Genomic DNA, 26331 nt, shown 5'->3' on the forward strand with positions numbered 1-26331 from the left:
ACCGTACAGACCATGGCTGAACTGACTACGAATTAACGCGTCTGCTTCACGTTGCTTGGAGCAAATGACGCAGTTGGGGTTCCAGGAGGCTGAAGGCTCTGCCGCGATGGCCATGCTGTTTTTTCTCAGCCAGGGGCATCTCGGCAAAGGTGCGGCCCGTTCCAGCGACTTCGAAGATCGGGTCGTAGCCAAAGCCTTGCTCCCCCCGAGGCGACGCCGTGATCAAACCGTCGCAACGGCCTTCCACCTCAAGCAGAACGGATCCATCGGGGGCTGCGATGCAGAGCGCAGCGCAGAAATGGGCTTGGCGTTGCTCTGAGCCGTTCAGCGCCTTCAACAGCCGCGCGATGCGTTCCGGATCGGTGGGGGCGTAGCGGGCGGAGTGAACACCCGGGGCGCCATCCAGGGCGTCCACGCTTAGGCCTGAATCGTCGGCCAACGCCCATTCCCCTGTAGTAGCTGCAACCGCTTGAGCTTTGAGACGGGCATTGGCGGCAAACGTGCTGCCTGTCTCCTCCACCTCCAAACCCTCAGGCTGGGGCCGCACTGTGACGGGGAGGGCCTGCAGCAGACCCTGGAATTCACGAATCTTTCCGGCGTTTCCGCTGGCGATGACCAGTGCCTTCATGCGGCCTCCGCGAACTGCCTGCCCCAGGCCAGCACAGCATCCACCCGATCGGCATCGGGCCCTTCGCAGTAGAGCCGCAGTAGAGGTTCGGTTCCGGAAAAGCGCAGCATCAGCCAGTGGCTGGGCCCCATTCTCAGTTTGATCCCGTCTGTGGTGATCACCTCCAGCACCTTTGCCCCTGCGATGGTCGAAGGTGTGCTCTGGGCCAGCAGGGTCTCGAGCCGTCGGCGTGCCTCCATGTCAGCCAGTCGCAGGTCGAAGCGGTCGTAGTGGCTACTGCCTCCGTGCTGCGCCTGGAGAGCATCCAGTCGAGCTCCCAGGGGTTGCTTCCCTTCAACAAGGGCTTCCAGCACCAGCATTGCTGCGAACAGTGCATCCCGTTCGGGCAGGTGCATGCCGAATCCAACTCCACCAGATTCCTCGCCGCCGATCAGTACGTCCCCCGCCAGCATCTCCGCGGCGATGTACTTGAAGCCCACAGCGAGCTCGAGAACGTCGCGTCCCTGCGCTTCCGCCACCAGTCGCATCAGATCAGATCCGCTCACGGTCTTGACCACTGCTCCTGGCAGCTGCCGGGCGCGGGCCAGGTGATCGATCAGCAGGGGCATCAGCAGCTGAGTGCTGCAGAACCGACCTGTTTCATCCACAGCGGCAATGCGGTCCCCATCGCCGTCGAAGACCAATCCCACGGCAGGGCTCCCCGCGTCGGTTGAGGTCTTCACCGCTGTGATCAGCTCTTCGAGATAGGCCGCAAGGGGTTCCGGCGGATGACCACCGAATAAAGGATTGCGATCGCTGCGGATTTCTTCCACCACCCCATGGGCCTCAGGCCCGAGTAGCTCCGTCACACACCCGGCGGCTGAGCCGTGCATCGGATCCACGATCACCTTCAGGTTGATGGCCTTGAGGCCCCGCAGCAGTGCGGTGAGGTCGAGCTTGCGGCGGAGACCTTCGAGATGCTCGCCCCGACCATCAAAACGGGCGACCTCCGCTTTGATCGGTGCTGTGATGCCGCCGGCGGCCAGTCGTCGTTCGACTGCGGCGGTGAAGTCGCCCTCGACTGACCCGCCGAAGGGGCCTTTGATCTTCAGCCCCAGCCATTCCGGCGGGTTGTGACTGGCGGTGATGACCAGCGCTCCAAGGGCTTTGCGCTCCACCACGGCCCAGCTGCAGGCCGGTGTGGGGACAGCGGTGTCTGTTAGTAGGGGCTCGAGTTCACAACCCCGCACGGCGGCGGCGATGGCTTCCGCTAGTTCGGGAGCCAGGAAGCGCCGGTCATAACCGATGACCACCGTTCGGCTGTTGTGGCCTTCTGGGGCGCGATGCGCGAGCTCCTGGGCCGCGGCAGCGGCAACGGGCAATAAGCGCTCCACGGTGATGTCGACACCGATGATTCCGCGCCAGCCATCGGTGCCGAACTTGATTGGAGCTGGGCTTAGGGGGAGGGGAGCCGATGCCATGGCACAGCCTGCACTTCAGTGGATCTAGCAGCTGGCAGCCGTAGGGTCGGCGGATGGGTGACACCCCGCCTGCCGACAACGCCCTCACCGACCGGTTGCTGCGCAGTTGGCTGCGTTGTCGTCGCAAGGCCTGGCTCGATCGCCATGGAAATCCTGCTGAGCGACGTTGGACCGCCCATCGCAATCTGCTGCTGGATGACCAGCAGCGATGTTTTGTGGGATTGATGCCCCGCAAACCAGGCCATGGCTGGGCCGCCTGTGTTGCCGGTGCCGACGCCGTGGTGGGTCTGCGCCTGAAGGGTCTGGGCCCTTCCGGGGAACCGTTGGAGGCGCATCCTCCCCTGCTCAGGCGGGTCAAGGGCCAGAGCCGCTGGGGCGACTTCGCCTATCAACCGGTGCTGGCACGTCAGGGCCGTCGTACTACTCGGGAACATCAGCTGCCCCTGGCGCTGATGGCTCTGCTGCTCGAGCAGGTGCAACAGGGCGATGTCCCATCCATGCTGGTTCTCGGCGGCGGCGGCCGGCGGCTGGAACAGGAGCGGGTCCATCTGTCGAACAGCATGCGGCGACAGCTTTCGGAAGGGTTGCGCAAACTGCGTGAGGACCTTGAGCGGTCGGTCCCCCCTCCTTTGGCAGCCGATCGACGCAAGTGCTCACTCTGCAGCTGGCGGGGTGTTTGTAACGCCGTGGCGGCGGAGCAAGGGCACTTAAGTGAGGTCAGCGGCATCGGAGCCAAGCGCCGCGAGATGTTGCTGGAGCTTGGGATTCGCGGCCTATCTGATCTGGCCGCTGCTGATCCGATGCAGCTCGCTGAGCAGCTTCAACGCTTCGGTGATCAGCATGGTGAGGTGGCTGCAGCCTTGGTGGCCCAGGCCAGGGCGCAGCGCGATGGTCGGGTGGAACGCTTGGACGCTGCACCGGCACTTCCGGAACTTCGTGACTGCCCTGGTGTGCTCCTTTACGACATCGAATCCGACCCCGACGCCCGTCACGACTTTCTCCACGGTTTTCTGGTCTTGCACAGAACCGAACGTGGGGACTGGGACCTCGCTTCAGTGGCCTATCACCCGATCCTGGCCCTGGCCGAGCACGGTGAACCCCGTTGCTGGCTTCGGTTGCAACGCCTGCTGAATCACTACCGGGGGTGGCCCATTCTTCACTACGGGGAAACAGAAAGCCTGGCCTTAAGGCGCATGGCCGAGCGGCAAGGTGTCGATGAGGCTGAACTTCAGCAACTTCGTCACCGTCTCGTGGATGTTCATGCCCGGGTGCGGCGTCACTGGCGCTTGCCATTGGCCAGTTACGGCCTCAAGGCCGTGGCCGGTTGGCAGGGGTTCCGTTGGAGTCAGGTCGGTGCTGACGGGGCCAGGGCCTTGTTGTGGTGGCGGCAGTGGCAGGGCGATGGCCCAGATCGACGCGGCAACAGGCATGGGCTGAGCTGGATCTTCGATTACAACCGCGATGACTGCCTAGCCACCTGGGCTGTTGCCGCCTGGTTGCTGCAACAGGATCAGACGTCGGGATCCTGAAACGCCTCAGGTCGGCTGAGCTGGAGCAGTTCCCCATTGGGTCCCTCCAGCGTTTCACTGGCAAGACATTGGCGGCGAACCAGGGCCAGTCCAATCCACGCGTTGTCGTGTTCGAGAGCACTGGTGATCACCCCGGCCCGCTCTCCCTTCAGGGTGAGTTTTGTGGCGCTCGACAGCGGGCTGCGGCAGCTCCAACAGCGCAGCTCTTGTTTCACCCCCGCTTTCCCGATGAGTTTGGCCATGGTCTCCTGTCCCAGGTAGCAGCCTTTCTCTGTACTGATTCGAGCCACGAGTCCCAGTTCCAGAGGGTTGGTCTCGCCATTGAGTTCACCTGGCCCTGGTGGGAAGCCGCTCTGGAGCCGCCGACGCTCCAATGCCGCGGCGGTGGCGGGCTTTCCTAATGCCCATGGCTCTGGCAATGCCACATCCGGCTCAGGCCAGATCACTGCAGCGTCAGGCTCCAGCCATTGCAGCCGGCGCCGCTGGGCCAGGGGTTGGAGTCGCACACGATCGGCTGGAAAGATCACCTGATCGAATCCGGCGTGAACCGCAGCAGCATCTCCCGCCAGAACGATCACATCGGCTCCATCCGTATCCAGACGGACTTCCAGCAGCGCCCGTAAGCGTCCCGTTGCGGTCAGCCAGCAGGTCTGCAGGAGATCACCGGGTTGGAGTGCGTTGAGGTCAGCACTGGTCTGACCCTGAAGAAACTGGCAGGCTCCGCTGCCGCTCAGGCGCAGTTGGGGGAATGTGGCGTCCCAAAACAGCCTGCTCATACCTTGGTGACGGCGGCGATCTCAGACAATTTGTACAGGCTGATCAGCTCGAGATTGTCAGCAGCCATGGCGGCATCGCCCCCTTCTTCCCGGTCGACGATGGTGACGACCCTCTTGACGCAGTAGCCGGCGTCGCGCAGCTGCCGGACCGCTTTGAGGGAGGACCCCCCTGTGGTTACAACGTCTTCCAGCACGGTGATCAGTGCCCCGGGCGCTGGTAGTGGTCCCTCCAGCCAGGCTCCAGTGCCATGGCCTTTGGCCTCCTTACGGACGATTAATGCATCGAGATCACGGCCCTGATCGGCGGCGGCCATGGCGACACCGCTCACCAGTGGGTCTGCTCCGAGGGTGAGGCCGGCCACGGCGACTGCATCAGTTTCCACGTGGGTCAGCATGGCGCGACTAATCAAGGCCAGGCCAGAGCCGCTCAGGCTTACTGGTTTGCAGTTCACGTAGTGCTCGCTCTTGCGGCCTGACGCAAGGGTGAAGTCTCCGTGCCGGTAGGCCAAGGTGGCCAGGCGGCTCAGCAGTTGCTCCCGCTCAGTCGGGACACTCGACGATTCAGGCATGGGTCTGGCCGCGCTTCGCAGATGTCCTTAGTTTGCGCTTAGAGCTGTTTCCTCCGGTGCTGCTGCGCTCGTTCTTTCGCTCGGGATTGTTGGTGCTCGCTGGCCCATCGGTGCTAGCAGGCCCGCTGGTCTGCACGACCAGCATCGAGGCTCCTCCACCGGGCAGTGGTTCTGCTCCCGTGGAAGTGACGGTGTGCCATCCCACGGAGACCACCAGTGAGCTGATCAACCGTCGCCTGTTCACTTGGACCTCACCCATGGCCAGGGGTGTGGATCCCCTTCATCAACTGACTGATTTTCTGGGTATCGCGGTTGGAGGAATCGAGGGGAATCGGGTAATGGGCCTGGGCTTTCCGGATCAGACCCTGATCTGGGACGGATCCGCCCTGCAAAACACGACCGGAGCTCTGCTGGAGGAGCAGAGTCCGCCGCTGCCGTTGCGGAACCTCGATATTCCGAGCGGATTCGACGGCAGCCTGGCCGCCTCCGACATAAACGAATCCGACCTGGAACGACCAATGCCCGATGACTTCCCCGACGTCACTCCCCTGTGGTAACACTCTCTTTGAGGGGGTCTAGCAATCTGGTGAATGCAGCGAACTCATAATTCGCCTAAGGCGAGTTCGATCCTCGCGACCCCCATTCCCCCCTGTTGATGCGGCTTTTACTGCTGGCTGTCCTGCTGGTTTTACCGGCCTTCTTCGCGGCCGCAGAGGTGGCCCTGTTGCGGCTTCGCCCCAGCCGTGTCGAAGTGCTTGTGGAGGAAGAGCAGACCGGGGCCCGCTCCATTCAGCGTCTGCAGCGACGCCTGCGGCGGGCTTTGTTGGTTTCTCAGCTGGGTTCCACCCTCGCTCTAGTGGCTTTGGGCTGGGCAGGCCGCGGTTTGGGGGGTCGGCTCTGGTCGGATGGCTCCCTAGGTGTGGCCTGGCGGGATACGGCGCTGTTTCTCGGGATCGTGCTGCTCGCCACGTTGGTCGCCGGTTTACTGCCCAAGGCCTGGGTGCTGAACCGTCCGGAATCCTCCGCGCTCCGACTGGTGCCGTTGCTGGAGGTGGTGATGCGCTGCTTGGCTCCGCTGCTCAACCTGCTTGAGGCACTGGCAGGCCTGCTGATGCGCCTGCTCGGCCTGGCTCCCCAGTGGGATGTATTGGTGCCAGCACTCTCTGCCGGTGAGCTGGAAACCCTCGTGGAATCCGGGCGGGTCACGGGATTGTTTCCCGATGAAAAGAACATTCTTGAAGGAGTCTTCGCCCTGCGGGACACCCAGGTGCGGGAGGTGATGGTGCCTCGCTCCGGGATGGTCACGCTGCCGGCCACGGTCCGTTTCGCGGAGCTGATGGAAGCCGTGCATCACACCCGTCACGCGCGGTTCCCGGTGATTGGCCAGTCGCTGGACGATGTGCGTGGCGTGCTGGATCTCCGTCAGATGGCTGAACCGATTGCACGGGGAGAGCTCCAGGCCGATTCGCTGCTTGAGCCCTATCTCCAGCCTGCGGTGCCCGTGCTGGAGACCTGCACCTTGGCGGAGCTGCTGCCAATGATTCGAAGTGGCCAGCCGCTTCTGTTGGTGGTGGATGAGCACGGCGGCACTGAGGGGCTCGTGACAGCAGCAGATCTCACCGGAGAAATCGTTGGTGATGAGGATCCCGGCGAGACCGATGAGCCAGATCTGCTCGAGGAAAAGGACTGCCCTGGTGTTTGGCTGGTGGCGGGAGATCTGGAGATCTTCGAGCTGAACCGTCAGCTGGACCTCGATCTGCCCGAGGCGGATGACCATCACACCCTTGCGGGTTTCCTGCTGGAGCGGCTTCAGCACATTCCATCCGCTGGGGAAGCGCTGCATTTCAACGGCCTGCAGTTTGAAATCACGGCCATGGCAGGGCCGCGGATTGACCGCGTCCGGCTCGTTCTTCCTAGTCCAGAGGATGATTCCGACTGAAGGCCGATAGTCTTCCCCCAACCGACTGCCCGTTCTGATGTCTCCCGACCCCATGGTCCCAGTGAAGGTCGGGGTGATCGGAATCGGCAACATGGGTTGGCACCACGCTCGTGTGCTCAGCCTTCTGCGGGATGCCGACTTGGTGGGAGTTGCGGATCCCGATGCCGAGCGCGGACAGCTCGCTACGGAGCAATTCGGCTGCCGCTGGTTTGGGGATTACCACGCCATGCTTTCTGAGGTGGAGGCGGTCTGCATCGCTGTTCCCACCCTTCTGCATCACCCCGTCGGCCTGGCCTGTCTTCGAGCGGGTGTGCATGTTCTGATCGAAAAGCCGATCGCGGCGAGTCAAGACGAGGCCACCGCGCTGATCGAGGCTGCGACAGCAGCCGGTTGTCTGCTGCAGGTTGGTCACATCGAGCGGTTCAACCCCGCTTTTCGTGAACTCACCAAGGTGGTGGCCAACGAAGAAGTCGTGGTCCTCGAGGGGCGTCGCCACAGCCCCCATTCCGATCGGGCTAACGACGTCTCCGTGGTGCTGGACCTGATGATTCATGACATTGACCTTGTGCTGGAGCTGGCCAAGGCACCCGTTGTCAGGCTTGCCGCTGCCGGTGGTCGCAGTGCCGAGGGACCGATTGATTACGTCAATGCCACGCTGGGTTTTGAGAATGGTGTTGTGGCCAGCCTCACGGCCAGCAAGATGAGCCACCGCAAGATCCGCAGCCTGAGTGCGCACTGCCGCTCAAGCCTGGTGGAAACCGACTTCCTCAACCACACCCTGCACATCCATCGCCGCGCCCATGAGTGGTATTCCGCAGATCACGGTGAGCTGCTGTACCGCAATGACGGCTTCATCGAGGAGGTGAGCACCACGTCCATCGAACCGCTCTACGCCGAGCTTGAGCACTTTCTCCAGTGCGTGCGCGGCCGGGAAACCCCTGCTGTGGATGGTCTTCAAGCGTCGCGTGCACTCAAGCTGGCCGACCTGATCGAGCAGGCTGTCGAACACCCGGATACCGGGGCACCCTTGCCTGCACCCATCTGACGGGCCTGACTCGGATCAGACCAGCCCTTCTTGTGCGGCCAGCTCCCGCAACGCCGTGACCTGCCAGCGCCGACAGTCACCGGGAGAAGATCGATAGAACTGCCCCCAGGCCTGGGCTTTCTGCTGCGGGTAGTTCTCAGGACTGAGGGATGGATGACTCTGTTGCCAGCCCACTCGGACGGCATGACCGATCACCACGTCGAGGGCTAGGTCATCCTCGAAGCGCACCTCCGGATTGGCTTCGACAAAGGCCATCAGCGAGAGCAGGCATTCGCTGCAGAGTTGCCGGTATTCCGGTGCTTTGATCCGACTAAGCAGATGGTCGACTTGGACGGCGAAATTGCGTTCGCCGGGTGTTTTCTCAAGGACGAGACGGCTGTTGAGTCGATTGCGCCGTTCCAGCTTGTCGCCGATCACAAGGCCGCGGCAGTGTTGCAACAGGGACCAGATGCCGGCATAGAAATCGCGGGGAACTTTCTGGAATGAGCCCAGACGGATGCGGTGTTGAAGCCAGTCGCCGCCTCCGGGCGTTTCTTCCAATGGGTCGGGAACGGACCACTGCACCCTCCCGCTCACGTGCAGCTGTTCGCCACGTTGCAGGGCTGCCTTGGCATGGTCCACATCCTCGAGCACCGCGCGCAACCGTTTGCGGATGGCGTGGGGTGCTTCGCTGCAGAGGGCTTCAAAGGCCTCGTCCTGACTGAGCATTTTCTCCACGGCCAGCTCCGATGTCAGCAGCAGCATCAGCTGCCCCAGCTGCAGGGTGAGGCTGCCTTTGAGTAGGGCTGGCTCCCGCCGCGCCACGCTGTCGAGGGCCAGCAGGAGTTCCTGCTCGAGCATGCGTTCACGACCGTCGATCCCGCTGGTCGTCTCAATCCGTTCGGCGATGGCAGCGCTGTCCATCGGTTGACGGAGCCTGGAGTCGCCGGTGTAGTTGCGTCCCACCACCACTTGTTTCTGGCGGACGAGAAGATCGGTCAGGGCATCTTCCAGCTGGGGATGCACCATGCCCATGGCGCCGGCACAGCGCCGCACCACATTCCAGTCTTCACATCGCAAGCCCCGTTGATAAACCTCCTCGAGCAGGTTGCTCAGGGCCACCGGATGCCCATCGGGGCTGCGTTGAATCCCTTGAGGTCCGAGACGCCGTTGCAGCAATTCCAGTACTTCGGCTTGTTCATGCAGCAGCCCACTGCTCCAGAGGCGCTGGCTCAACTGTTCGATTGGGGTCTCATCCAACTCCTGCTCCTCAGCAGCAGTCAGGTCCCGTAGATCGGTGGCGTCGCGCAGCACATGCTGGGGTTGATCGGATGCCGGGACGGGCTTCTGCTGAAGCGGTGGGAGCTGGACCTCCTGCCCCTGATCCACCAGCTGACTCAGGCGGCCCAACCGGACGGGGATGGTTTCAATCACGCCGCTGCTGAGTTGATCGGCAAGTTTGAGGATGACGTCACGATGCTGATCCAGGGCTGTTTCACGAATGGGAATGACCAGAAGCGGCAGCCCCACACCCCGCCAGTGCCGTTGCAGCAGATGCAGCTCATCCACAACGCTTTCCAGCATCTCCTCAGGGTCATCAGCCAGATAGCTGCTGCGGTCTTCCAGAACCGACGGGGTGAACACGCTGATAGAGCCGTCTTGGCGGTAGACGCGAGCGGTGTCCTCAGTTTCCACGCGGTGCCCAGGGCGTCCGCTGAGCTCCAGCCGCGGATTGGTGCCGGCCGCTTTCAGCCGTTGTTTCAGCTCGTCGGACGACAGCACGGGAATCACCGTGGTTGGGTCGATCGGCACCTCTGCAGCCAGTAGTGCGTGGCGCACGGCATCCGTCTCGGGAGCCATCGCCACGAGAACTGCCTCGGCGCCCAGTTGCTTTGGATCCCTGCGCCCACAGGGGTCGATGTCTTCGGGGCGGATCAGATCGTTGAGCAGCATTTCCCCCAGCCAGACGAGGCTTTGGGTCCAGATCAGCGGCAGATTGGTGTTCGCCACCCTGGCCTGGCTGCCTGGATTCATCCGTTCCTGGTCGACCACACTGCCAGGGACTTGATAAAGCTCCGGGTAGAGACGTTCTCCGTCTTGTTCGACCGCCAACGCCTTTAGCTTGCTGTGCAAGCGCTGGGCCTCGTCCGAGCGGCCTTCGCAGCATGCGGTGACCAATTCGAAGGCCAGAAACAACGGCCACTCCGACTCGATCCCCTCAAAGGCGGCGAGCTCCTCAGCTTCGTAGTGCAGGCGGCTGACGTCTTCCACCACCGTCTGGTGACCATCCCGAAGGAAGCGTTTGTAGCCGTAGGCCCCGCCCAGTTCCCGTCGAATGCGACGGCCCGTGCGCTCCACCAGGGCAGCATCTTCCACTGCCCAGGCGGGATAACCAATCACGGAGAGACAGGCACTGTCTGCTTCCTTGCTGGCGGATTCCCGTGGCAGGAGCCCTTGCAGGGCGCGACGCAGGCGCACGATGGCCCCCTGAGGAATCAGCAGGACGCAGCTGCCGTCGCCATGGGGGCCGTAGAGGTCAAGCCCATCAAGCGATTCCAGGGCGGCCTTGGCCATGCCGATTGAGCTCGCATTGCGCTCCGGCAGTCCATGGTTTCCCTTGTCACCGCGTTCCCAGATCCCGTAATCGGGGGTGCGGTAGGCCCTTGAGATGTAGTGCACGAGGTTTTGGAGGAAATCCACCTCGTCACGGCTCTGCACCACGGCGCAACCGCCCTTGGTCAGCTGCGCCAGCTGCAGCAAGAACAGAGAGGTGGCATCCAGTTGAAGATGGCCCCAGGCGTCATCGGCTACCACCGATTCACCGGTGCAGCTGTCGTATTTGGCGTGGAGCGCGTCGAGGGGATGCAGGCTCTCCTTAAAGCGCTCCACTTTCACGGATTGGCGCATCATCGAGCGCATCAGGCCGCGCATGAGGGCTACCACCCGCTGCTCCAGTTCCCAGGATCGTCGGCTGGTTTGCCCCTGTTGACGGCGGTGGGCCAGGGCCAGTCCCCAAACACACTGCACCGAATAGACGCAGTCCCGCACCCAGGCATCTCCATAGTTGCCATGAATGGTGTGGGCGGTGCTGGCGGGGAGCAGGCCGCTGATCGGGTCCTGCCGATCGAGAACGACCCGTTGGATCGATTGATCCAGACGCTGAAGGTTTGTGGCGTGGTTCTGCGGAAGGGTTTCCGTCGTCGTCACAACCATGCCCTCATCCATCACCACCCCTAAATTCTCCAACGCAGCCCCTCGGCCATGGATCCTGTTAGCACCACTCCCAATGACCGCCGCCGCTGCGAGGTGCTCGGCGTGCCTGTGGATGCCTGCCGCGACGTCTGTGCTGCAGCTCTCGGCCTGCACGCTCGGGGAGGGGGACGCATCGTCACCCTCAATGCCGAGATGACGATGTCTGCTCGGGCGGATGCCTCTCTGGGGCAAGCGATCGGGACCGCTGATTTGGTGATTCCGGATGGGGCTGGAGTGGTCTGGGCCCTGGCGCGTCAGCGGATCCGTGTCGTCAAAACAGCAGGGATCGAGCTTGCTTGGACCTTGCTGAATTACGCAGCAGCCCATCAATGGCGAGTTGCTTTGGTGGGTGCTTCACCTGAGGTGATGGAGACCCTGCGGGCGGACTTGCCCCAGCGCATCAGCGGGCTCAATCTTGCCCTCGCTGTGGATGGCTATCAATCACCCCAGGTCTGGCCTGGCATTGAGGCTCAGCTCAAGACATTGAAGCCGGATCTCGTTTTGGTGGCCCTGGGCGTGCCGCGTCAGGAAACCTGGTCTGAGCGGGTTTCGTCTGGTCAGCCAGGGCTGTGGATGGGTGTTGGCGGAAGTTTTGATGTCTGGGCCGGCACCAAAAAACGTGCCCCCGGATGGATGTGCCGGATGCAGCTGGAGTGGTTGTATCGACTCATCCAGGAACCCTCCCGTTGGCGACGCATGCTTTCGCTGCCGGCCTTCGTTGTGGATGTGATCCGGATGGGTTGAGGGATCAGCGGAAGCCCACAGAGGCTTGCCAGACAAAGGCAAGCAGCAGGAAGAAGACCGGGATCAACGGAAGGATGTCGATCAGCGGAGAGAAGGCCTGATAGGCCTCGGGCAGCTGTGCCAGCAGGTCGAGGGTAAAGGCGGCCATCCCTTGCATCAAAAAGGCGTTGGGCTGGACGCTACCACGTGTGATGAGCTGGTGAGTCCGGCTCCCAGGGAGCGAAATCCTCTGAAAAACAGCCGTCGCGAATGGCTTGTGCCATGGCGGACGTGAAACGCACCAACTGCGTGATGTTGTGAATGCTCAGCAAGGTGAGGCCCAGAAGTTCCTCGCTGCGAATCAGATGATGCAGATAGGCCCGGGTGTGTCCAGTGCAGGCCACGCAGGAACAGCTCGGATCCAGGGGTGTGTGGTCGTGGCGGAAGCGGGCATTGCGCAGATTCCAGCGTTCGCCGCCCACCAGTGCTGTTCCATGGCGACCCAGTCGGGTGGGCAAGACACAGTCGAAGAGGTCGATGCCGTTGGCCACGGCGATGGCCATCTCTCGCAGGGTGCCGATGCCCATCAGATATCGCGGTTTGTTCGTGGGGAGTAAGGGCGTGACATCCCGCACGATTCGGTGCATCTCCTCCGCGGGCTCACCGACGCTGACGCCGCCGACGGCGATTCCCGGTAGATCAAAGGAGGCGACGGCACGGGCACTCTCCCGCCGTAGATGCGGGAAACAGCCGCCCTGAACGATGCCGAACAGGGCCTGATCCACGCGTGTGTGGGCTGTGACGCAGCGCTCGAGCCAGGCATGGGTGCGGCGACAGGCATCGATGACGTCGTTCTCCGTCGCCGGATAGGGCGGGCACTGGTCGAAGGCCATGGCCACATCCGCCCCGAGGGCCATCTGAATGCGGGTGGCATGTTCCGGTGTCATGTCGATGGTGCGTCCATCGCGGGGGTTCCGGAACACCACGCCGCGGTCATCGATTTTGTTGAGGTCCCCCAGGCTGAACACCTGAAAGCCCCCGGAGTCGGTGAGCATCGGCCCGTCCCAGCCCATGAAACGGTGCAGGCCACCTGCCGCTGCCACGATCTCTTCGCCGGGCTGCAAATGCAGGTGGTAGGTGTTGGAGAGCACCATCTGGGCACCCGTGTGGCTCAGTTGCTCGGTGCTGATGCCCTTAACGGTCGCCAGGGTGCCCACCGGCATGAAGCGTGGTGTTTGAACCGGCCCATGAGGGGTCGTAAACGTGCCGCACCGGGCCGCTGTGTTGGCGCAATGCGCGTTGATCTCAAAGCCGAACAAGGCCGATCTGCCCCTGCAATGAACCTACGGTGAGGGCTGATTGCACCCGTTACGCCATTCCCCGGAGCGCTCCGTCCTGGCTGTCTGATCTGGCGGGAGCCTGGATCTTCTACACGGTGCTGCCCGCATGGCCCTGGCCGCAGCCCTCGTTTCAGCGCATCGCTCGCTTTGCTCCCTGGATGGGGCTGCTGATCGGAGCGCTGCAGGGGCTGCTCTGGAGTTGTCTTTCCGGGTTGGGTTGGCCTCCTGCAGCCTGTGCCCCCTGCGTGGTGGCTCTCGGAATCCAACTCAGTGGTGGGTTGCACCACGACGGCTTGATCGACACGGCGGATGGCCTCGGGGCGCCTGTGGAACGGAGGCTGGAGGCTATGGAGGACAGCCGGGTGGGTGCCAGTGGCGTGCTGGCTCTCGTGATGGTGCTGCTGCTGCAAGTCGCGGCGCTGATCCAACTGGGGCCCCAGGCCCCACTGGTGCTCTGTCTGGCTGCGTTCTGGGCACGGGTGTCACCGCTTTGGGCCATGGTGCGGTTCGACTATCTGCGGGTCGATGGAACCGCTGCTTTTCATCGCGACAACGCCAGGCCGCTCTGGGATGCACTGCCCACGTTGCTGGCTGTGGCGCTGCTAGCTGCGCTTGTGGCGCCCCTCCCTCTTCTCTTGGGGGGTGTTGTGGCGATCCTTGTTGCCCAGGGCCTCGGGCGACGTCTGGGGGGGCATACCGGCGACAGCTATGGAGCGGTTCTCGTTCTGACCGAGATGATCACGCTGCTCGGCCTGGCGTTGTTTCTGCCGGCCAATTGAGGATGAACGCATTGCCCTCAGCGGGCAGATCCGGAGCGATCGTGGTTGGCTCCACGCAGAGGCGGAGGTTGCGGCCCTGCCGTTCCGCTAAGGACCGTGCGAGGGCGAGCCCAAGGCCGGTGCCGGCACGGTCTTGGCCGGTTGATCCCCGCGCTCCCCTCTCGAAAATCATCTCCCTCTCCTCGATGGGGATTGGCGGTCCGTCGTCCCAGACGCAGAGCCCGTCGGGCAACAGACACAGGCCCACGCTGCAACCCGCTGGGCTGTAGCGGAACGCATTTTCCAGGAGGTTGGCGACGATTTCTGCAATGGTGCCGTCTTGGGACGGCTGATCAATCCATTGGGGCCACGCTTGCGGCCCCTCCCAGGGGCGGCCCTGCAGGCTTGCTGTCGCTTCCGCTCGCTCCAGCAGAGGCATCAGCAGGCTTCGCATCGTTGCCTCGCCTGCAGCGGGCCCGGGGGGTAAGAGGGTCGGGCCCAGGGTCTCCTGCTGTGGCAGGCGCTGTTGTCCAAGGTCATCCAGAACGTCGATGTACTGGCCCAGTTGCCTTTGCTCCGAAAGCATGCCCTCCACGAGTGGACGGTGGGAGCTGTCAGCTTCGAGGCGCCGCATTAGCAGCTGGGCGTAGGTGCGCAGGGCCGCCAATGGATTGCGCAATTGGTGAACGAGGGTGCGCAGTTGGTCGTTTTGTTGGCTCAGTTCCTGGCGGAGTTGCAGGCATTCCAGGTCTCGTCCAAGAGCGTGGCTGATGGCAGCAGCACTGCGCCGCATTCGCTGGTCCAAGCTCAGATTCCAGCTCCGTTGAGGATCCAGATCGGCTCGCAGTGCTCCCAGGATCAATCCGGCATCCTGTAGGGGGTACCAACGCCGACTTTGATGCGGCAGGCGCAGGTACGGGTCGGCGTCGGCGGCGGGAAGGGACCGTTCATTGGCGGACCATTGCCGGATAAGCAGCAAGGGTGGACCTTGTTGATTGGGTGGTGCACTGACGTAAAGCCCTAGATGCTGAATGCCTTCTTTGGCGGTTAGATCAGCCAGCTGTTGGTCTGTGAATTCAAAGAATCGATCGGTGAGTTGCATCAGATCCGGTCGATCCATTCACGTGCTTGAGCAAGCCTGCGGGAGGGGGACTTGAAAAATCTGGGAAAAGTCTTAAGATCCTCTTATCGACCGAGGCGCTGTTCTTTGTGAACAGACGCCCACCATCTCTCACAACGGTTGCATTTGTTGTGCAACCAAAGCTACAGCAGAGGTTGAAGTGTCCTCAGCTGATCCCCGCTTGGGTGTTGGTGTTCTGCTGGCAATTGTGGTGCGTCCGCAATTGCCTCGACGCGGTCCCTTGCGTCTGGCGTTTTTGCGCCGACCGCTATTGACGATTCCGTGGTGATGGTCATTTCGCCGAAACGGATTTCGTCTGTTCTGACGATTCACCCCGTTCTTCCTTTCGTACCGGAGCCCTTCCATGTCCAAGAAGCGCAAGCGCATCAGTCGCCGTCGTCTGGCAGGTCAGCGGGTCTTGGCGCATGTGCCAACCCATCACCTTGAAACCGGTGAGTACAAGCCCGTCACCGCCGCGCGTCGGTACATCGCTGAGGCTGGTTTGGTATCTCCAGCGCTGCTGAACGTGCGCCGGAATGAGCACACCACCGATCGCTTCTTCTGGGGTGAGAAGGGCTTGTTTAGTGCGCAATACGCCGAAGAGAATCATTTCCTCTTCCCGTCGTTGCGCACCATCGTTGATTCCATTGGCGAAGACAAGCTCTTTGAAGGCCTTGAGCTTGGCGCTGATGATTGGGAGGAAATGGAGGAGTACGAGTACGCCTTCGTTTGATCAGGCGCTCTTCAGAACACGCTCGATAAACAGCACGATTGGCTGCACCATCTCATCAGGGATGGTGTGGCCGTTTTTGAATGGCAGGGTCTGGCATCGATCTGATTGCAATTGCGAGCCGATTGCTTGCATGGCCTGGAAAGGCACCACGGGATCTTCAGAACCATGCATCAGTAAAACGGGGGGATGCTGCTCGGGTGGAGCCCAGTTGGGATGCGGGTAGCCGCTGCAGCTGATGACCCCTGCCACAGGCAGGGAGCAGCTGCAGTCCAGAGCCATGGCTCCCCCCTGGGAAAAGCCGAACACCACCGTTTGTTCCAGGCCAAGGCCTGACTTGCTCAGGTCTTGCAATTGAGCCTTCAGGCGGTCAACGGCCGTGGGCACGGCGCTCCACTGGGCGGGGAACAAGCCGTACCACTGACGTCCCCCCGGTTGGTCTGGGTGGAGTTCAGGGGCCTCCAGGCACACCACATCAAGCTCCTTGGAGGTTTCACAGGCCAGGCGATCGCCCAGAGGTTTCAGATCATCTCCATTGGCTCCCCAGCCGTGGAGGAGCACCAGCCGGCCATCCATCGGGCATCAACATCACTGCTGCGTAGGTTGGCTCACGACCCAGTCACGACCCTTCGATGGCTCCTGTCGCTCTGTTGAGTGTTTCCGATAAGTCCGGGCTGGTGCCTCTGGCGGAGGCCCTGCATCGGACCCATGGCTATCAGTTGCTCTCCAGTGGAGGCACAGCCAAGGTGCTGGAGCAGGCGGGCCTTCCGGTCACCCGTGTGGCGGATCACACCGGGGCTCCAGAAATTCTTGGCGGTCGTGTGAAAACACTGCACCCAAGGGTGCACGGCGGAATACTGGCCAAGCGGGGTGATGCAGCCCATACGGCTGATCTTGAACAGCAGAACATCGCCCCCATCGATGTGGTGGTGGTCAACCTTTACCCCTTCCGAGAAACGGTCGCCCGGCCGGATGTCAGTTGGCACCAGGCTATCGAGAACATCGACATCGGTGGCCCCGCCATGGTGCGGGCGGCTGCCAAGAACCATGCCGATGTGGCCGTCCTCACAAGCCCTGATCAATACGATCGTTTGTTGACCGCCATGGCGGAGTCCGGCGGGAGTGTGCCTTCGGATCTGCGTCGCCAATTGGCCCTTGAAGCGTTCCAGCACACCGCGTCTTACGACACTGCAATCAGCCGCTGGATGCTCGAGCAAAGCTCAGTGGAAGACAGCCCCTGGCTGGAAGCTGCCCCTCTGCGCCAGACCCTGCGGTATGGGGAAAATCCTCACCAAAAAGCGCGCTGGTTCAGTCATTCCAAGCAGGGTTGGGGCGGTGCGATTCAGCTGCAGGGCAAGGAGCTGAGCACCAATAACCTTTTGGATCTGGAGGCTGCTCTCGCCACCGTGCGTGAGTTTGGCTACGGAGCCGATGGTGACGCACCGGCTTTGCAACCGGCGGCCGTCGTCGTCAAGCACACCAATCCTTGTGGTGTGGCGATCGGGTCAACGTTGCCTGCCGCATTGACCCGGGCTCTGGATGCTGACCGGGTTAGTGCTTTCGGCGGCATCATTGCCATGAATGGTGTTGTGGAAGCCACGGCGGCCCGTGAAATTACCAGTCTTTTCCTGGAATGTGTGGTGGCACCAGGATTTACGGCCGAAGCGCGGGAGGTGCTTGCGGCCAAGGCGAATCTGCGGCTTTTGGAGCTGTCTCCTCAGGCCATCGACGCAGCTGGTCCCGATCATGTGAGAAGCATTCTTGGCGGGCTCCTGGTTCAGGATTTGGATGACCAGGCGATCACGCCGGCAGACTGGACTGTGCCCAGCCAGCGTCCGCCTACACCCCAAGAAAAGCTGGATTTGGAATTTGCGTGGCGCTTGGTGCGTCACGTTCGCTCCAACGCCATCGTGGTAGCTCGGGATGGCCAGAGTCTCGGCGTGGGTGCTGGCCAGATGAATCGGGTGGGATCGGCCCGGATTGCCTTGGAGGCTGCGGGTGATCAGGCCCAGGGGGCGGTGCTGGCCAGTGATGGTTTCTTCCCCTTTGACGACACGGTGCGTCTGGCCGCCAGCCATGGCATCACCGCCGTGATCCATCCCGGCGGGAGCATGCGCGATGGCGATTCGATCAAGGCTTGTGATGAGCTCGGTCTGGCGATGCAGCTCACGGGCCGCCGTCATTTCCTTCATTAACCCTGGTGGTGGGGGGCGTCGGCCCCCTAGCCTCGCGAGACTGACGCTCCGCGCCGATGCTCGCCACCCTTCCCTTCAGCCTCAATTTCGCTCACCCACTGATGGAGTGGAGCTTGCTTGCCGTGGGTGGTTGGGCCCTTTACCTGGGGATCAAGGCCAAAAAAACGCGCACTGGTACGCCAGAGCAGCGTAAGAATCTCGCGCCGAAAAAGTTTGCCCAGCGCCATTACCTCTGGGGCAGCATCCTCTTAGCGGTGATGACCCTCGGCACGCTGGGTGGCATGGCTGTGACCTATCTGAACAACGGCAAATTGTTCGTTGGACCGCATCTGTTGGTGGGTCTGGCCATGACAGGGATGATCGCTGTTGCCGCGTCGCTCTCACCCCTCATGCAACGGGGCAATCTGATTGCGCGCAAGGCTCATGTGGGACTGAACATGGGCATGCTGACGCTGTTCCTCTGGCAGGCCTTTAGCGGAATGGAGATCGTCAACAAGATCTGGACCAACCGCTGAAGATCCTTCAGAAGGCTGCCCACTGACCGGGTGGGCAGCTCACCCGTGGGTGGTATGGAAATCCACCTGAATGAATCAGGCTGGAGTGCACTCGATACTTGGACTATGTATCTGGGATCAAGGCTAAAAATGTCGCGCTGAAAAAGTTTCCCCAGCGCCATATCGTCGCGGACAGCATCCTGCTGGTCGAGTTGGCCTTGACAGGGATTCTTGCCATTGTTGTATCACTCCCACAGCTCATGAAGTGGGGCAATGTGATTGCGCATAAGCTTCATATTTTCCTGAACACGCTGCTGCTGTTTCTCTGATAAGCGGCTTCCGGCTTGATCTTAAACGTAATTGTTGAAGGTAATTGTGCTGCGATCTTTCGATTAACGATGAAAGTCTTCTCTTTTGAGTGGTGTTTTACGGTCGTTATTTGTGATGTAAAAGAATGCAGTTGCCGCAACAACTGCCAGCGGGATTGCCGTAAAAAGAAGCAGCGCGATTGCGGTGTAATCTTGATGCATATGTAAAAAAATTTTTTATACCTTACTTCCCTGTTCCGAGAGTGATGTACCAAACTTGACTTTTGGATTGTTCAAAAAGATCTTCCGCTCTGTCTCTAATTGATTGTGAGTTAATTGGATAAACTATTGCCGATAGCATTGCTGGCTTAGGCGAATATAGTTATTTAATTAGCTTTCTGCAGATCATGCATGTAAGGTTTTGCATGAATTTTTGATCAGCAGTAATTTCGTGGTGCTGATTGATGATGGCTTTAGTCGTGGCATGAACCACAACTTCTAGCATTAAATTGCGATCATTTTTGAATTTCCTCATTTGTTTGATTGGTTCTAAATCCTTGCTGAAAAGCTTCTAAATCTTGTCGTGCTTGAAGCCAAATGATAAGGCGCTCACTGCTTTGGTATTCCATCCAATTAGCTTCTGAGGCAACAACCTTCGCGTGAAGAGCGCGTTCAGTTTTGGTTTCAAAGCGGATAACACCTTGACTCAGAGGTGCATGGACAAAATAATCCCAATTAGGCTCAACCATCATCAATAATATATCCTCATTAACTTAGTTTTTGTTCCGATTAAATCCATCCATAATTGACCATACGCTGTAAGCTAATTTATTAAATTACGTTAAATCTGAGTGATACAAAATGATTGACTTGCTCGAAGCATAATACTTGAATCAACGCCTTCTTGCCTCATTTGTTTCGATCATAGTGGCACCTTGAGATGTAAAAAGTAAATCAAGCATCTTGGCTTTTGGCTTAAAATTCAGCTTGTTCCCCATTCAGTAATCCTTCTCGACTTTTTGGCATAGGTGTAAGAGTCAAGGGGCTAATTTAGGGAACTTTTAATGATGTTTGTCATTGTAAGTGAAGCGAATGGATTCGATGAAAGGCTTGCTGAAACCCGGATTTTTCTTGGCTATATATGTTTTAATGTGTTTTGGTGTTCTGGTTTTAGCTATTCACGAGTCAACCGCTCAGCCGATCGGATTGCTGGTCGTTGCCATGGTAATGACGCCAATAATTGTTTCGATATGCGGTGGATTGCCCGTTGATTTTATGAAATCTAAAGCTAAATAGAGTATAGAAAAATTTTAACTCATTGGTGCGCTAATAAATCATCATTTTGCCTTGGCTGAATATGCTAATGCGTTCAACTTTTTCTCAAGATTATCGTGAGGTGACCTCTTGAATAATTGCTTTTGACCAGGCTTGCAGGCGATCATCGGTTTTTTCTGATTCATTGTCTTCGTCGATGGGGAGTCCACAGAACATCCCGTCGATAACACTTTTGGACTCATCAAAAATATATTGCTCAATCGATACATGGCCAATCATTCGACCTCCTGCGGATTCAAAGGATCTGTATAGTTCTTCCATGGCATCGCAGAAGTATTTGCTGAAAGCCGCTGAATCGCCTAAGCCTACAATGCCAATGGGTTTATTTTTAAGTTTTAAGTGAGGAATATTGTCAATGTGGTCGTCCCAAGTTGTGCCAGATCTTTTGACATCAGAGCCGGTATTCCAGGTGGGTGTGCAGCAAATTAATGCCTCAGATTCCTCTAATTCTTTTGTAAAATCAATTCTATCAAGATCTTTTAATTCTGAACCTGGTAGCAATATATTCAACCTTTCTGCGATGTCTTCTGTGTGGCCAGTCGCTGATGCGTAAACGATAGTGAAACGCATGAGCCATTACTTATGATTTATTATCATAAGTGCTTTTAGGCCCAGCCAAAGTACTTTTTTGACGCGATGATGTTGTGCAATCTACGAATGAATCTGCTTTTCAGTCGATGTCCTGCTCAAGAAGTCAATACGTGTTCATTACTGGGATATCAGTGATCTATTTAAAGCAACTGGTCAGGCGGTGCCAAGTCCGTTGAACAGCTCTTTATGAACAACAAATGTATGGTAGAGAGCTGTGCCTGATTCGGGTTCGAGTCGTTCTCCGTCAGCGTTGAAGCCGATGCTGCACACCAGATTGCCTCTCCAGCTGATCTGATCCGGGCTCTGACTGGCAGACCAATCCATCATTTCCTGAGCCTGTTCTGGTAGCTGGGCAGCAATTTTTTCACAGGCTTTGTTCAGCTTGTAAAGAGCTGGAGGCTTGGCAGGCAGTGCAAGGGATTTCCTCAATGAAAGCTCATCGAAGATGCCGATGTAGCGGATGTGTTCAATGATCTCAAGCTCGCATGGATCCAGGCCAGCATCGTTGAGTGCAAGCTCGAAAAACTCAACATCCAGGAGGGGACGCTTGATCATGCAGGTTTGATGCCCAAGGTTGAAACCGCCTCGGAAGTGACGAGTTCAATAATATACAAATGCTATAGCTCTTTAGAGGCCCGTGTCCATGCTGTGAAATGGCAGAGCCAATACCAAAGTGGAGCCAGGTTGATCATGCATGCTCGGTTTGCTGATTTATTTAAAACTATTGCTTTCTATGTTCGCATCACAAAAAATTGTCTCATTGTTCTGGCTTTGTATCCATGTTGTCTGAGTGATTCCCGTTTAGATGCAACTTCCCGTCGCTGTCTTGGGCGTTGCTCGGGCGCTGGATCAGTTGCTGATTTTATCTAAAAAATCTGGCTTGCGGCGCATTTTTTCCTGGATGTCGCCAAGCATTGAGCTGTAATTTGTGTGCACAACAACCTCCATGGTCTTAACCACCTTGTGGATTTTCCAGAGGCCGATTTGTATCTCAGAACGTGCATAGGTCACCTGCCATGAGTCTGGATTGGGGCGACCGACTTGCTTCACCGTGATCTGGGTCCAGAAGGAGCTGCGGCGATGGGCGGCTTCGTAGCAGTGGCTCACGCTGCCATCGGCCTTCTTTGTCTTTTCGAAGCCGATGCTCTGCAGTTGCTCGCTCCAGTTGGACATTCTCAGGACGTGAATGGACGAATTTAAACCGTTGCCTGATACTGGCAGATTCTCTTGTTTCCCTGATCAGGATTGTGCAATGGGGCCTGGGTAAATTATTCCTAATCTCAAAAATTTGTTGCCAAGATGAGTAGTTATTTGTGCCATATAGACGATCAAATCGAACGGATGCATTGGTTGAAGATTGCTACTGGCATCGATCTTCCGTTGCCATGGAGTGTTGTTCTTACAAGTTCGCAAGAGCGAGAACGGGTGGAGATCCATGATTTCATGGCCAACTTGAAGAATTATTTGATGCTTGATTCGTCGCCGGTCGATCAATGATGGAAAGCTCGGGGAGCTGCTGATCGGAGCTGACGATTGGAGGCAGTGATTCGGCTGGAGGTGCCGCTCATCAGGTGGACCTCAAAACCTTTCAGCGCTTCGATCTCCATGCTGCGTCTGTGATCACGTGTGTCACGGCTCAAAACAGTCTTGTTGTCACGCATGTTGAACCCTTCAGTTGTTATTCGGTTGGTCAGCAGAATGAGGCTGTTTTTCGGATCTCGTTATCCCTCTCTTGAAATTTGGGATGTTGCACTCATCGGCGATTGTGGAAGCTGGTGAGGGTCCTGGCGTCTAGCGATCGCAGCTTGCAATGACGCCACCCACTCCCACAAGGGGACGGGATGAACTCTCGGTACTGCAGTCATGGCTGCTCTCGTCCTCGGTCTACCACTCGCAGATGCCGTGATCTAGCCCAAGGTCTATGTCAGGCAAGCATTGCTCCAAGCGGTTGCCTGTGGGCAGGAACTTGGATGTGTGGGTGCAGGAGCGAACTTGTGAGCAAGTGAGCTAAGCCCCATCCCTGCTGCTTTAAAAGGCTGCCCGTTGACGGGGTGGGCAGCTCAGACCATGGCTGGCATGGAAATCTTCTTGGACCTTCCATGTCAGCCGACGCGAAATCTGTCGAACGATCTGTTTCAGCAGATGGTCACCGCTGCTCTGGACCAACTGATCCGGCAACATCGAAATCACTTTGGGTAGCCGGATCCAGACCTTGAGATCAAGGTCCCACTGCACTGAGGTCTGCTCTTGTTCAGGGATCAGTCGCATCCCAGCGCGGAAGTCGACGTCATAGTGATTTCGCAGTGCGAGGGTCTGCGGCACCGTGCGCAGTGTTTCGATCCGGTAAATCCCTTCCTGTTGCGGCAGCAGTCTCAGAGCAATCGTTGGCTCCACTTCGAAGCCGAAGTTTCCGAACCGCCCCAGGGTCAGGCTGTAGGACTGCAGGTCGATGGCCTCGACCTGCATTGGACTAGCGCAACGCTGAAACCAGCTTTGGTGGTCATCCAGGTAGCGCGCCACGACTGCTTGGGGAGCCAGCATCTGCATCGAATCCTCGAAGTGGCTGCTGTAGCAGCGCACCTGGGGGTCGGCACCATGAAGCTGATTGTCGGTTTCAGTGGGCGACAAGACAGTCACGGATAGGGAGCTGCCGACGATGGGCGGATTAAAGATGAACCAATGTAAAGCTCCTTGCGATTCAGTTTTCGCTCAATTGCATCAGTTTTTCGATCACCTCTTCCACAGCCCGGTCTGGGGTTGAGGCACCGGAGGTGATTCCCACCTTGACGGGTCCTTCAGGAAGGAAATCGCCTTCACGACAGAGCTCGGCGGAAAGGGGTTTGTGCTCAATCGAATTGCTGCCGACGTCAATGCGCTCGGGCGTGTCGATGTGGAAGGAGCGGATGCCTCGGCTGATGGCGATTTCCTGCAGGTGGGTGGTGTTCGACGAGTTGAAGCCACCGATTACCACCATCAGGTCCAACGGTTCATCCACCAGGGAGAACATGGCGTCCTGACGCTCCTGGGTTGCGTCGCAGATGGTGTTGAAGGCCAGGAAGTGATCGTTGAGCTGGGTGGGGCCGTATTTGCTCAACATCGTGCGCTCGAACAGGCGTCCGATTTCCTCCGTTTCGCTCTTGAGCATCGTGGTCTGGTTGGCCACACCCAGGCGTTCGAGGTCTCTGTCGGGATCGAAACCAGGGGAGCACGCTTTGGCAAAGCGTTCGATGAAGGCATCGCGATTTCCGTTGCCGAGGATGTAATTGGCGACGTACTGGGCTTCTTCCAGATCCAGCACCACCAGATAGGTACCGGCAAATGAGCTCGTGGCGAGTGTCTCCTCGTGCTTCACCTTGCCGTGAATGATCGAGGTGAAGGTGTGCTTTTTGTGTTTCTCCACGGTGTTCCACACCTTGGAGACCCAGGGACAGGTGGTGTCAACGATGTGACAGCCCCGCTCATTCAGCAACTGCATTTCCTGAACGGTGGCGCCAAAGGCCGGAAGGATCACCACATCACCGGAGGTGACACCGGAGAAATCCTTCACCCCTTGTTCAACGGGAATGAATTGGACATTCATCTCTCTCAGATGATCGTTCACAGAGGGGTTGTGAATGATCTCGTTCGTGATCCAGAGACGCTCGCTTGGGTAGTGCCTGCGGGTCTCGTAGGCCATTGCCACGGCACGTTCGACGCCCCAGCAGAAACCGAATGCTTCGGCCAGTCGAACGTCGAGCCGACCGTGTTCAAGTCGATAGCCGTTGTCCCGAATTGTGCCGATCAGACCGCTCTGGTAGGCCTGTTCGAGGCTTTCTGCCACTTCCTCGGCACGCCCGAAGCCTCTCCGGTTGTAACGCTCGGAATGATGGAGGGAGCGCTTGAAGGCGTGGGTGTCCATGGGGTGCGCCGGTGTGGGGTAACTCTATGTGGCCTGAAGCTGCGATCCAGGCAGCAAAAAAGCCCGGCCGATCGGCCGGGCTTGAGATCAATAACTGTGCCTAAACGGAATCAGTTGTTGATGGTGGAGAAACCGGCGTAGGCCTCCATGCCGTGTTCGCCGATGTCCAGCCCTTCGGTCTCCTCCTGTTCGGTGACGCGGATACCACCGAAGAGGGCACCGATGATCTGCCAAGCGATGTAGCAGGTGACCACAGTCCAGATGGCGTAGGCAGCGGTACCCAGGGCCTGGATGCCGAGCTGCTCAACACCACCGCCAACAAGCAGGCCGAGAGGTGAGCCGTCGCCCTGGATGTCATAGCCCCAGAGGCCAATCACGAGCGTGCCCCACACACCGCACACACCGTGAACGGAGAAGGCTCCCACCGGATCATCAATGCCTGCGGCATCGAGTGCAGCGACGGAGAAGACGACGATGATGCCTCCCACCAGACCTGCCACCCATGAGCCCGCCAGGGTCAGGTTGCCGCAACCAGCGGTCACGCTCACCAGGCCGGCCAAGATGCCGTTGATGATCATGGTCAGGTCAGGCTTTTTAGAGGTGATCGTGGAGATCACCGTGGCACCGATGGCACCGCCGGCAGCGCCGAGGGTGGTCGTGACGGCCACATAGGGAACCCACTGGTCCATGGCCAGCTGGGAACCGGGGTTGAAGCCATACCAGCCGATCCAGAGGATCAGAGCGCCGAGGGTGGCGATGGACATGTTGTGGCCAGGGATGGCCTGCACCTTTCCATCGACGTATTTGCCGATGCGGGGTCCAAGCAGCAGGGCGCCGACCAGGCCGGCCCAGGCACCAACGGAGTGCACAATCGAGGAGCCAGCGAAGTCAATGAATTCGACATTGCCCACGCTGTTGAGCCAGCCACCGTTCCACTCCCAGCTGCCAGCAACCGGATAAATGAAGGCAGTGAGGACGAGCGCGAAGATCACGAACTCACCAAACTTGATGCGCTCCGCCACAAGGCCGGAAACGATCGTTGCAGCTGTTCCGGCGAAGGCTGCCTGGAACAGGAAATCAACGGTGGGGACCAGGCCGGCATCGCTGATGGTCTCAGCGGTGACGGTTGGATCGAAGAAGAATCCTGCGAAGTACAGCCAGCCGTCGATCGCGGCATCGCCATACATAAAGGAGTAGCCCACGAACCAGTAGGCGGTCACCGCGAGGGCGAACACGAACAGGTTCTTGGCAAGGATATTGACGGCATTCTTTTGCCGACACATGCCTGCTTCAACCATGGCGAAGCCGGCGTTCATGAAGATCACCAGGATGGTGGCGACCAGAAGCCAGAGGTTGTTGGCCAGAAAAGCTGCGGAGAGTTCAGGTAGCTCTTCGGCTTTGGCAGACAGCGTGAAGATGCCCAGCCCCATAAGCGCCAAGGGCGCACAGGCGAGCCAGGTCATGGCGCGGTTGGAGCTGAAGCCCCGGATGCTCTTGAGAAGCAGCATCGGGCCTTCCAGGAGGCTGGCCTCTTGGAGTGTTTTGCGTCGCCGTTCTGGAGGCGCGTGGAATGCAGTTGTCATGAACGAGGTTGCAGAGCTGCGAGACACGTCTGGAATGTTCCCAGACGAACCAAACCAACCTGCCTGGGGACTGGCACCC

The 26331-nt window shown here is 59.1% G+C and carries 28 protein-coding genes and 1 tRNA gene; 13 read left to right on the top strand and 16 right to left on the bottom strand.

Annotated features, from left to right (window positions below):
* Nucleotides 1-46 precede the first annotated feature (46 nt).
* Nucleotides 47-628, bottom strand: coding sequence for an RdgB/HAM1 family non-canonical purine NTP pyrophosphatase (gene rdgB, locus FZX13_RS07760; RefSeq protein WP_226409024.1), 582 nt, complete (start codon nt 626-628; stop codon nt 47-49).
* Nucleotides 625-2088 carry a phosphoglucomutase/phosphomannomutase family protein gene (locus tag FZX13_RS07765; RefSeq protein ID WP_226409026.1) on the bottom strand — a complete coding sequence of 488 codons (1464 nt, stop codon included), beginning with the start codon at nt 2086-2088 and terminating at the stop codon, nt 625-627. Before FZX13_RS07765 ends, rdgB begins: the two co-directional genes overlap by 4 nt.
* Before the next feature lie 53 nt (nt 2089-2141).
* On the opposite strand from FZX13_RS07765, the gene FZX13_RS07770 reads away from it, so the two are divergent.
* Complete coding sequence (locus tag FZX13_RS07770) at nt 2142-3617, top strand: TM0106 family RecB-like putative nuclease (protein WP_226409028.1); 1476 nt, start codon at nt 2142-2144, stop codon at nt 3615-3617.
* Here the strand turns inward: FZX13_RS07770 and FZX13_RS07775 are convergent.
* Together FZX13_RS07775 and pyrE are read right to left on the bottom strand one after the other, a co-directional pair.
* Nucleotides 3599-4393, bottom strand: coding sequence for a folate-binding protein YgfZ (locus tag FZX13_RS07775; protein ID WP_226409030.1), 795 nt, complete (start codon nt 4391-4393; stop codon nt 3599-3601). The two genes, FZX13_RS07770 and FZX13_RS07775, sit on opposite strands and share 19 nt — an antisense overlap.
* Nucleotides 4390-4962: an orotate phosphoribosyltransferase gene (pyrE, locus tag FZX13_RS07780; protein WP_226409031.1), complete on the bottom strand. Its 573-nt coding sequence runs from the start codon at nt 4960-4962 to the stop codon at nt 4390-4392. The genes FZX13_RS07775 and pyrE overlap by 4 nt, the downstream gene beginning before the upstream one ends.
* 56 nt (nt 4963-5018) lie before the next feature.
* On the opposite strand from pyrE, the gene FZX13_RS07785 reads away from it, so the two are divergent.
* The 4 genes from FZX13_RS07785 (at nt 5019) to FZX13_RS07800 (ending at nt 7946) form a co-directional block, all read left to right on the top strand.
* A complete protein-coding gene (locus tag FZX13_RS07785) occupies nt 5019-5519 on the top strand; it encodes a hypothetical protein (RefSeq protein WP_226409033.1) in 501 nt (166 codons plus the stop codon).
* A gap of 12 nt (nt 5520-5531) precedes the next feature.
* Nucleotides 5532-5604, top strand: a tRNA-Ile gene (locus FZX13_RS07790).
* A 13-nt stretch (nt 5605-5617) separates the two neighbouring features.
* A complete protein-coding gene (locus FZX13_RS07795) occupies nt 5618-6901 on the top strand; it encodes a hemolysin family protein (RefSeq protein ID WP_226409035.1) in 1284 nt (427 codons plus the stop codon).
* A 37-nt stretch (nt 6902-6938) separates the two neighbouring features.
* Complete coding sequence (locus tag FZX13_RS07800) at nt 6939-7946, top strand: Gfo/Idh/MocA family protein (protein WP_226398372.1); 1008 nt, start codon at nt 6939-6941, stop codon at nt 7944-7946.
* Nucleotides 7947-7961: 15 nt separating this feature from the next.
* Here FZX13_RS07800 and FZX13_RS07805 read toward each other — a convergent pair whose 3' ends face one another.
* Nucleotides 7962-11138 (bottom strand): glycoside hydrolase family 15 protein, encoded by a 3177-nt coding sequence (locus FZX13_RS07805; RefSeq protein WP_226409037.1) that lies wholly within the window; start codon nt 11136-11138, stop codon nt 7962-7964.
* Nucleotides 11139-11186: 48 nt separating this feature from the next.
* Here FZX13_RS07805 and FZX13_RS07810 point away from each other — a divergent pair, with 48 nt between their 5' ends.
* Nucleotides 11187-11921, top strand: coding sequence for a WecB/TagA/CpsF family glycosyltransferase (locus FZX13_RS07810; protein ID WP_226409039.1), 735 nt, complete (start codon nt 11187-11189; stop codon nt 11919-11921).
* A gap of 4 nt (nt 11922-11925) precedes the next feature.
* Here FZX13_RS07810 and FZX13_RS07815 read toward each other — a convergent pair whose 3' ends face one another.
* Both FZX13_RS07815 and tgt read right to left on the bottom strand, forming a co-directional pair.
* A complete protein-coding gene (locus tag FZX13_RS07815) occupies nt 11926-12069 on the bottom strand; it encodes a photosystem II reaction center protein K (RefSeq protein ID WP_025362038.1) in 144 nt (47 codons plus the stop codon).
* A gap of 31 nt (nt 12070-12100) precedes the next feature.
* Nucleotides 12101-13219: a tRNA guanosine(34) transglycosylase Tgt gene (tgt, locus tag FZX13_RS07820; RefSeq protein ID WP_115024928.1), complete on the bottom strand. Its 1119-nt coding sequence runs from the start codon at nt 13217-13219 to the stop codon at nt 12101-12103.
* 29 nt (nt 13220-13248) lie between these two features.
* Between tgt and cobS the strand changes: the two genes are divergently transcribed.
* Nucleotides 13249-14019, top strand: a complete 771-nt coding sequence (gene cobS / locus FZX13_RS07825) for an adenosylcobinamide-GDP ribazoletransferase (protein WP_226409041.1) — start codon at nt 13249-13251, stop codon at nt 14017-14019.
* Here the strand turns inward: cobS and FZX13_RS07830 are convergent.
* Nucleotides 13979-15100: a sensor histidine kinase KdpD gene (locus tag FZX13_RS07830; protein WP_226409127.1), complete on the bottom strand. Its 1122-nt coding sequence runs from the start codon at nt 15098-15100 to the stop codon at nt 13979-13981. The two genes, cobS and FZX13_RS07830, sit on opposite strands and share 41 nt — an antisense overlap.
* A 382-nt stretch (nt 15101-15482) precedes the next feature.
* On the opposite strand from FZX13_RS07830, the gene FZX13_RS07835 reads away from it, so the two are divergent.
* A complete protein-coding gene (locus FZX13_RS07835; protein WP_115024930.1) occupies nt 15483-15851 on the top strand; it encodes a DUF3155 domain-containing protein in 369 nt (122 codons plus the stop codon).
* Here the strand turns inward: FZX13_RS07835 and FZX13_RS07840 are convergent, their stop codons facing one another.
* Nucleotides 15852-16424 carry an alpha/beta hydrolase gene (locus tag FZX13_RS07840; RefSeq protein WP_115024931.1) on the bottom strand — a complete coding sequence of 191 codons (573 nt, stop codon included), beginning with the start codon at nt 16422-16424 and terminating at the stop codon, nt 15852-15854.
* A gap of 56 nt (nt 16425-16480) precedes the next feature.
* Here FZX13_RS07840 and purH point away from each other — a divergent pair, with 56 nt between their 5' ends.
* From purH to FZX13_RS07855, 3 genes are all read left to right on the top strand, one after another.
* A complete protein-coding gene (gene purH, locus FZX13_RS07845) occupies nt 16481-18043 on the top strand; it encodes a bifunctional phosphoribosylaminoimidazolecarboxamide formyltransferase/IMP cyclohydrolase (protein WP_226409043.1) in 1563 nt (520 codons plus the stop codon).
* A 56-nt stretch (nt 18044-18099) separates the two neighbouring features.
* Nucleotides 18100-18558: a DUF4079 domain-containing protein gene (locus tag FZX13_RS07850; RefSeq protein ID WP_226409045.1), complete on the top strand. Its 459-nt coding sequence runs from the start codon at nt 18100-18102 to the stop codon at nt 18556-18558.
* 98 nt (nt 18559-18656) lie between these two features.
* Nucleotides 18657-18866 carry a hypothetical protein gene (locus FZX13_RS07855; RefSeq protein ID WP_226409047.1) on the top strand — a complete coding sequence of 70 codons (210 nt, stop codon included), beginning with the start codon at nt 18657-18659 and terminating at the stop codon, nt 18864-18866.
* Nucleotides 18867-19360: 494 nt separating this feature from the next.
* Here the strand turns inward: FZX13_RS07855 and FZX13_RS07860 are convergent, their stop codons facing one another.
* Nucleotides 19361-19597 carry a hypothetical protein gene (locus FZX13_RS07860; RefSeq protein ID WP_226409049.1) on the bottom strand — a complete coding sequence of 79 codons (237 nt, stop codon included), beginning with the start codon at nt 19595-19597 and terminating at the stop codon, nt 19361-19363.
* 349 nt (nt 19598-19946) lie between these two features.
* Between FZX13_RS07860 and FZX13_RS07865 the strand changes: the two genes are divergently transcribed.
* Complete coding sequence (locus FZX13_RS07865) at nt 19947-20141, top strand: hypothetical protein (protein ID WP_136987757.1); 195 nt, start codon at nt 19947-19949, stop codon at nt 20139-20141.
* Nucleotides 20142-20231: 90 nt separating this feature from the next.
* Here the strand turns inward: FZX13_RS07865 and fldA are convergent, their stop codons facing one another.
* The 3 genes from fldA to FZX13_RS07880 form a co-directional block, all read right to left on the bottom strand.
* Nucleotides 20232-20750 carry a flavodoxin FldA gene (fldA, locus tag FZX13_RS07870; RefSeq protein ID WP_115024934.1) on the bottom strand — a complete coding sequence of 173 codons (519 nt, stop codon included), beginning with the start codon at nt 20748-20750 and terminating at the stop codon, nt 20232-20234.
* A 174-nt stretch (nt 20751-20924) separates the two neighbouring features.
* A complete protein-coding gene (locus FZX13_RS07875) occupies nt 20925-21326 on the bottom strand; it encodes a hypothetical protein (RefSeq protein WP_226409050.1) in 402 nt (133 codons plus the stop codon).
* Nucleotides 21327-21620: 294 nt separating this feature from the next.
* A complete protein-coding gene (locus FZX13_RS07880) occupies nt 21621-21944 on the bottom strand; it encodes a hypothetical protein (protein WP_115024936.1) in 324 nt (107 codons plus the stop codon).
* Nucleotides 21945-22303: 359 nt separating this feature from the next.
* Between FZX13_RS07880 and FZX13_RS07885 the strand changes: the two genes are divergently transcribed.
* Entirely contained in the window at nt 22304-22507 is a 204-nt protein-coding gene (locus tag FZX13_RS07885) for a bifunctional hydroxymethylpyrimidine kinase/phosphomethylpyrimidine kinase (RefSeq protein WP_226409129.1), read from the top strand.
* 292 nt (nt 22508-22799) lie between these two features.
* Here FZX13_RS07885 and FZX13_RS07890 read toward each other — a convergent pair whose 3' ends face one another.
* The 3 genes from FZX13_RS07890 to FZX13_RS07900 all read right to left on the bottom strand — a co-directional run bounded on the left by FZX13_RS07890 (nt 22800) and on the right by FZX13_RS07900 (nt 26252).
* Complete coding sequence (locus FZX13_RS07890) at nt 22800-23408, bottom strand: DUF1997 domain-containing protein (protein ID WP_226409052.1); 609 nt, start codon at nt 23406-23408, stop codon at nt 22800-22802.
* A gap of 61 nt (nt 23409-23469) precedes the next feature.
* Entirely contained in the window at nt 23470-24669 is a 1200-nt protein-coding gene (locus FZX13_RS07895; protein WP_115024940.1) for a 4-hydroxy-3-methylbut-2-enyl diphosphate reductase, read from the bottom strand.
* A gap of 110 nt (nt 24670-24779) precedes the next feature.
* Nucleotides 24780-26252: an ammonium transporter gene (locus FZX13_RS07900; RefSeq protein ID WP_115025056.1), complete on the bottom strand. Its 1473-nt coding sequence runs from the start codon at nt 26250-26252 to the stop codon at nt 24780-24782.
* Nucleotides 26253-26331: the final 79 nt, after the last annotated feature.

It is taken from the genome of Synechococcus sp. MU1625, assembly GCF_020514205.1.
Classification (GTDB): Bacteria; Cyanobacteriota; Cyanobacteriia; order PCC-6307; family Cyanobiaceae; genus Parasynechococcus.

Excerpts from the sequence above, each read along its gene's own strand:
- rdgB (WP_226409024.1), bottom strand. The coding sequence starts at position 628 with ATGAAGGCACTGGTCATCGCCAGCGGAAACGCCGGAAAGATTCGTGAA.
- FZX13_RS07765 (WP_226409026.1), bottom strand. The coding sequence starts at position 2,088 with ATGGCATCGGCTCCCCTCCCCCTAAGCCCAGCTCCAATCAAGTTCGGC.
- FZX13_RS07770 (WP_226409028.1), top strand. The coding sequence starts at position 2,142 with ATGGGTGACACCCCGCCTGCCGACAACGCCCTCACCGACCGGTTGCTG.
- FZX13_RS07775 (WP_226409030.1), bottom strand. The coding sequence starts at position 4,393 with ATGAGCAGGCTGTTTTGGGACGCCACATTCCCCCAACTGCGCCTGAGC.
- pyrE (WP_226409031.1), bottom strand. The coding sequence starts at position 4,962 with ATGCCTGAATCGTCGAGTGTCCCGACTGAGCGGGAGCAACTGCTGAGC.
- FZX13_RS07795 (WP_226409035.1), top strand. The coding sequence starts at position 5,618 with ATGCGGCTTTTACTGCTGGCTGTCCTGCTGGTTTTACCGGCCTTCTTC.
- FZX13_RS07800 (WP_226398372.1), top strand. The coding sequence starts at position 6,939 with ATGTCTCCCGACCCCATGGTCCCAGTGAAGGTCGGGGTGATCGGAATC.
- FZX13_RS07805 (WP_226409037.1), bottom strand. The coding sequence starts at position 11,138 with ATGGTTGTGACGACGACGGAAACCCTTCCGCAGAACCACGCCACAAAC.
- FZX13_RS07810 (WP_226409039.1), top strand. The coding sequence starts at position 11,187 with ATGGATCCTGTTAGCACCACTCCCAATGACCGCCGCCGCTGCGAGGTG.
- FZX13_RS07815 (WP_025362038.1), bottom strand. The coding sequence starts at position 12,069 with ATGGCCGCCTTTACCCTCGACCTGCTGGCACAGCTGCCCGAGGCCTAT.
- FZX13_RS07830 (WP_226409127.1), bottom strand. The coding sequence starts at position 15,100 with ATGCAACTCACCGATCGATTCTTTGAATTCACAGACCAACAGCTGGCT.
- FZX13_RS07835 (WP_115024930.1), top strand. The coding sequence starts at position 15,483 with ATGTCCAAGAAGCGCAAGCGCATCAGTCGCCGTCGTCTGGCAGGTCAG.
- FZX13_RS07840 (WP_115024931.1), bottom strand. The coding sequence starts at position 16,424 with ATGGATGGCCGGCTGGTGCTCCTCCACGGCTGGGGAGCCAATGGAGAT.
- purH (WP_226409043.1), top strand. The coding sequence starts at position 16,481 with ATGGCTCCTGTCGCTCTGTTGAGTGTTTCCGATAAGTCCGGGCTGGTG.
- FZX13_RS07850 (WP_226409045.1), top strand. The coding sequence starts at position 18,100 with ATGCTCGCCACCCTTCCCTTCAGCCTCAATTTCGCTCACCCACTGATG.
- FZX13_RS07860 (WP_226409049.1), bottom strand. The coding sequence starts at position 19,597 with ATGATGGTTGAGCCTAATTGGGATTATTTTGTCCATGCACCTCTGAGT.
- FZX13_RS07865 (WP_136987757.1), top strand. The coding sequence starts at position 19,947 with ATGAAAGGCTTGCTGAAACCCGGATTTTTCTTGGCTATATATGTTTTA.
- fldA (WP_115024934.1), bottom strand. The coding sequence starts at position 20,750 with ATGCGTTTCACTATCGTTTACGCATCAGCGACTGGCCACACAGAAGAC.
- FZX13_RS07875 (WP_226409050.1), bottom strand. The coding sequence starts at position 21,326 with ATGATCAAGCGTCCCCTCCTGGATGTTGAGTTTTTCGAGCTTGCACTC.
- FZX13_RS07880 (WP_115024936.1), bottom strand. The coding sequence starts at position 21,944 with ATGTCCAACTGGAGCGAGCAACTGCAGAGCATCGGCTTCGAAAAGACA.
- FZX13_RS07895 (WP_115024940.1), bottom strand. The coding sequence starts at position 24,669 with ATGGACACCCACGCCTTCAAGCGCTCCCTCCATCATTCCGAGCGTTAC.
- FZX13_RS07900 (WP_115025056.1), bottom strand. The coding sequence starts at position 26,252 with ATGACAACTGCATTCCACGCGCCTCCAGAACGGCGACGCAAAACACTC.